Consider the following 4,755-nt stretch of genomic DNA (forward strand, 5'->3'; position numbering starts at 1 on the left):
GCCGAATTTGACTGTGACCCCGGTTTCATGCCCCGGGGTCAGGCCTGCCTGATGGCGAACTACTAAGAAACTCATGCCATCGAACGCCGAATTTGACTGTGACCCCGGTTTCATGCCCCGGGGTCAGGCCTGCCTGATGGCGAACTACTGAGCGGGGCGCCCGCTCAGCCGCGGTGCAGCCGATGCAAGGTGATCTCGGGCGGGCAATTGAACCGGACATCGACAAGCGACGATCCGCAGCCCACCGAGGTGTAGCCGGCCATGCCATGGTGCTGCCACGGCCCTCGGGCCATGGCGCGCGGCGCATCGGAATCCGTGAGGATCGGTATGCCGCCGGGAAGGCAGATCTGCCCGCCATGGGTGTGGCCGCTGAGCATCAGGCTGAAGTCGGCGTGCGCCGCGTGGCGATAGGGCTCGGGCGTGTGCGAGAGGAGGATCGCGCAGGCGTCCGGCGCGACGCCGGCCGCGGCCTTGTGGAAGTTGTGCGTCCGAAAGTAGTGCGCGTCGTCGATGCCGACCAGCATCAGGACCTCGCCCTGGCGCTCGATGCGCGCCGATTCGTTCATGAGCACGCCGATGCCGAGCGCTTCCATCCCGGGCACCATGCGGATGGTGTCGTGGTTGCCGAGCACCGCATAGACCGGGTCGCCAAGATGCGGGCGCAAGCGTGCCAGCGCATGAAGCGCCGGCGCGTAGGGTCCGTACGTGTGAAAACGGAAATCCCCTGTCAGCACACAGACGTCGTGGGCGACGCCGCGCACGCTCTCGATGAGGCGCTCCAGATGGGCCTCGCTCATGTCGATGTGCAGGTCGCTCAGATGCAGCAGCGTGAAGCCCTCGAAGGCGGGCGGCAGACGCCCGAGCAGGACATCGTTGTGCCGCAGCCGGATGTCCAGCACGTTGCGCCGCCCGCGCGCGCGCGTCCCGGTGAGCGCGAGCGCCACGCGTATCCAGCTGTGGAGCGATGTCCAGTTCTCGGGATTGAAGAAGTGCGTGCCCTCGCGCGCGACGTGGGCCTCCTGCTCGTCCTCGAGACCGAGGCGCTGGCGCAGATGCGCGCGGCCGATCCGCGCTTCGAGGACAGCGAGATCCCGGCGCTCTTCTTCGCTGCAATCCGACAGTTTCATGGGTCTCCCCCGCCCCACCGGAAGGTGGCGCCGCAACGATGCCCGGACCTCGCGGGCGTCGCGCGACAAGTCGACTCTACATGAGCGCATGCATCGAGCCCCGCCCCGGGGTTGCCGCCCATGCCCCCTACACTGCTGCGGATGAACCGCCCTCCTGCGCCGCATCGCGCGCGCGAGTTCCTGACTTCCTTCTTCCGGAGCGACGAGGCCATCCGCAGCCGAAGCGTGAGCGGTGTCGTCCTGTCAGGCACCGTCGACGTGCCCGTGCCCCCCGCACGCCTGGTTGCGGATTGGGAGAGGGAGATCGCTTCGCGCCTGGTCCTGGAGGCCGGAGACGTCGAGGCATTGCCACTGGCGCGCGCGCGAGCGCGCTGGCCGGACTACACGCGCTGCGTGCGGGCGATGTCCGACTGGACGCGCGCGCTGGGGCTGGACGAGGTGCTTGGCGCCAGTGACATCGCCCTCATGGCCTGCCGTGGCGCGAAGTACCACCATGACGGCGCGCAATACGGCAGCGCCGCGTTCTGCAATCTCTTCCTGAGCGAGGACAAGGGGCTGGACCTGCACTTTGCATCGACCGGCCATCGCATCCCCCTCACCCGGGGCACGGCCGTGATATTCGATACGGGCCAGCCGCATGCCGTCATTCGACGCGGCGGCAGCGGCTTCCAAGCGGCCGACTTCGGGCCCGACCAGGATTGCAACCAGGTGTTCCTGACCTGGGAGCTCCCCATCGAAGATGCCCACGTGGCGCGCGCACTCGGGATCGGCTTCGACATCGAGCCTTACACCTCGCTGCAACTGGACGAAGAGCAAGTGCGGCTGAACGGCGCGCGGGTGATGGTCTGCCCGGAATCCGGTCGGTGGCGCCCGGTCGATTGAACGAGGTCCGGCGTCGATCGAAAGCACGACCTGTCGTATTCGCGACGAGGACCGATGGGGTGCCGCGCGACTTTCCTCACGCCCCGGCGCGCTATTTGCACCCCCGCAGACCATTCGAGACCGTCTTCAGCGACGCTTAAGGATCGGCGCGGAGACTGAGTTTCACAGGAAGAGAACAGGCCTGCGCCAGACCTCAAAGGATCAGAAGCCATGAAGCAGTCAGCCCCCGCGCCGCTCACACCATCGCAGATCAAGCTCGTGCTCGAGTTGCTCGAATTGCAGCCGCTCGCGCCGAAGGAGACGGCCGCCAAGTTCAACCGGCTGACCCAGCTGGGCACCTTCTCCGAAGCCCAGCAGGAGGCCATCGAGATTCTTTTCGAGCTCGCGGACGACGAGATCCCCGACGCCCTCTTCGAATTCGCCGCCGACGACGATGCCCGGGACGTCGTTCGCGACGGGCTGGCGCACGAAGCGCGGCTGAGCTTCGTCGCCGCCTGACGGGCGCGCGCGACACGGCTCGCTCGAAGCCATGCAGGCGCATCCGCCGCCGCGCATGGCGCGGGGAGTGCAGGATGGGAAGGAAGGGTCTCCCAGACCCTGAGCCAGGTTCATGACCTGAAGGGTAGACGCGCCAGACGCTGGCCGAATCTCCCAATGTCCGCTACACATGAGTGCGCTGCCAACCGGCAGTCGCTTTCATTGTTCAGGAGGACACAGGCATGGAACTACCCGAATTCAGGGATTACGAGAGGTTGCTGGAGCACCAAATCGGCGCAATGGGCTTGAGCGCCAGGTTCAGCAACGACATGGACGCACTCGTCCGGACGTACGCATCGGTCAACGAGGGAAGTCAATTCCAGCGGCGATTCTGGAGCGGCAACGCAGACAGCCGCAACTTCTGGGTTTGCCTGGCGCATGGCGGACAGCCGGTGGCCCTGACCGGGTTCCGCACGCTGGTGAATGTCGGCCCGGCCCGGCGCGTGGGCGAGGCGTTCAGCCGGGGCGCGCTCTATCGCGCCCAGGGCACCCGGACTGAGGATTGGATTCGCGACAGCGGGCCAGCGCTTCGGCCCGGCACGGTCTATGGGTACATGGGCGCGGCCTGGGTGCATCCCGACTGGCGGGGGCGCAACCTCATCGGGGTTGCCGCCCGACTGGTCCAGGCCGAGGGCGTCCGGCGCAACGCGGGCACCCTTGATCTCATCACCGCGCTGTATCGCGACACCACGTTCAAGGCAGGCGTCGGCCTGCGGGCCAGCGGCGCACACCACATCCACCACGGCAACAACGTCGTGGGCTACTGGGAGCCGTTGGACGATGAAATCACCCTGGTCATCTCGCACATCACCGTCGCCGAACTCAAGCAGCTCTATCGCATCGAACTGGAGATGCTGCGCAAGGATGAGCCGATTCCATGGCTTCACGGCCGTGACAAGTCCCTCGTCTCGGAAGTTCTTGCCAAGGCCCGTCTTGAGGAGACCCAGGAGGCACTCGCCTGATGGAGCCGCCCTGCCCCGCGGCTCATCACGCATCAGATCGAAGGCCAAGCGTCGGCTATGCGTGCCGGGCGGCATCCACGAAGCGATGGCCCAGGGCCTCAAGGCCCGCTCGGACCTCGGCCGCACTGGAGTACCCGGGAACCACCACGTGCAAGGCGCCGTCCACCTCCGCGAGGAGCGCCGGAAAGCTGGAAATACCCCAGCCGCGAGCCATCCGGAAGTCCTTCCGAGTCTCCTGGATCGTCGTCGCCGACTGGTACTTGTCCCATACGGTCTCCGCGCGGGTCGCATGGCCCGCGGCAGTCAGCGCTTCGGCCGTCACGCGGGCCAAAGTCGCCGCATCCGTGGTGTCCAGTCCATCGACGTAGAAGGCGCGCTGAAGCGCCCTGAACACATCGAGCTGCGGCGCCTCCGGCGCAATGAGTCGCGCAGCAACCACCGCCCTGCAGACCGGCTCCGTGTCGTAGACAAAGCCCTGGCGCGCCATGAGCGCGTCCCGGTTGAATGGAAGGCCGCTTGCCGCTTCGACACGGGCCCAATGCGAGAGCCGAAATTGCTTGCCCTCTTCATCGAGGACTTCGGTGCCGCCGGCGCGCAGGCCGCCCACCACGATCTGCATGGAAAGCTCCGGCGCCGCCTCGACCACGGCGGATAGCTCCTTTCCGAAGCCATAGCACCATGAGCACATCGGGTCGCCGACATAGATGAGATTCACGCGGGAACTCCTTGGGTTTGTTCGTGCATGAATGCTATGGAGAATCTACGCATCGATGAATCCCCGGTCACTCACTTCTCTGATGACATGAGAGTGCACAATCCCCGCCCTGTCGACGACAGGCCGGTCGACGCGCTCATTCGATCGCCGCGCGCAACACTGTCTGCCGGATGACAGGTATTTCCTCTCGCCGGTCACGCACCTAGATTCGGACCTCGGTCATTCCTGATCGAAGAGCATTTCGCCACTCACATCGGCGACAGACATCCATCCGAATCATGAACACACAGCAAAAAGTCGCCATCGTCACTGGCGCATCCCAAGGCATCGGCGCGGCATTGGTCAAGGCCTTTCGCGATCGCAACTACCGCGTCATCGCCACATCGCGATCCATCAAGGCTTCCGATGATCCCGACATCCTCACGGTCGCGGGCGACATCGGCTCGGCCGACACCGCCAGGCGCATCGTCGCGCAAGGCCTCGAACGCTTCGGGCGCATCGACTCGCTCGTCAACAACGCGGGCATCTTCGT

Annotated in this window: 6 protein-coding genes; 4 read left to right on the forward strand and 2 right to left on the reverse strand. The window is 65.8% G+C overall.

The window, feature by feature from the left end:
• Positions 1–164 precede the first annotated feature (164 nt).
• Positions 165–1,127 (reverse strand): metallophosphoesterase, encoded by a 963-nt coding sequence (locus tag AC1DNF_RS35185; RefSeq protein ID WP_478153510.1) that lies wholly within the window; start codon positions 1,125–1,127, stop codon positions 165–167.
• 141 nt (positions 1,128–1,268) lie between these two features.
• Here AC1DNF_RS35185 and AC1DNF_RS35190 point away from each other — a divergent pair, with 141 nt between their 5' ends.
• From AC1DNF_RS35190 to AC1DNF_RS35200, 3 genes are all read left to right on the forward strand, one after another.
• A complete protein-coding gene (locus AC1DNF_RS35190) occupies positions 1,269–2,009 on the forward strand; it encodes a hypothetical protein (protein ID WP_478153511.1) in 741 nt (246 codons plus the stop codon).
• 210 nt (positions 2,010–2,219) lie between these two features.
• Complete coding sequence (locus AC1DNF_RS35195; RefSeq protein ID WP_478153513.1) at positions 2,220–2,507, forward strand: hypothetical protein; 288 nt, start codon at positions 2,220–2,222, stop codon at positions 2,505–2,507.
• 221 nt (positions 2,508–2,728) lie between these two features.
• A complete protein-coding gene (locus tag AC1DNF_RS35200) occupies positions 2,729–3,508 on the forward strand; it encodes a hypothetical protein (protein ID WP_478153515.1) in 780 nt (259 codons plus the stop codon).
• Between the two features lie 55 nt (positions 3,509–3,563).
• Here the strand turns inward: AC1DNF_RS35200 and AC1DNF_RS35205 are convergent, their stop codons facing one another.
• A complete protein-coding gene (locus AC1DNF_RS35205; protein WP_478153516.1) occupies positions 3,564–4,223 on the reverse strand; it encodes a DsbA family protein in 660 nt (219 codons plus the stop codon).
• 278 nt (positions 4,224–4,501) lie between these two features.
• On the opposite strand from AC1DNF_RS35205, the gene AC1DNF_RS35210 reads away from it, so the two are divergent.
• Positions 4,502–4,755: SDR family oxidoreductase (locus AC1DNF_RS35210; protein WP_478153518.1), on the forward strand; the 254-nt coding region annotated here is incomplete at its 3' end.

The organism is Variovorax sp. 01T432 (assembly GCF_056398605.1).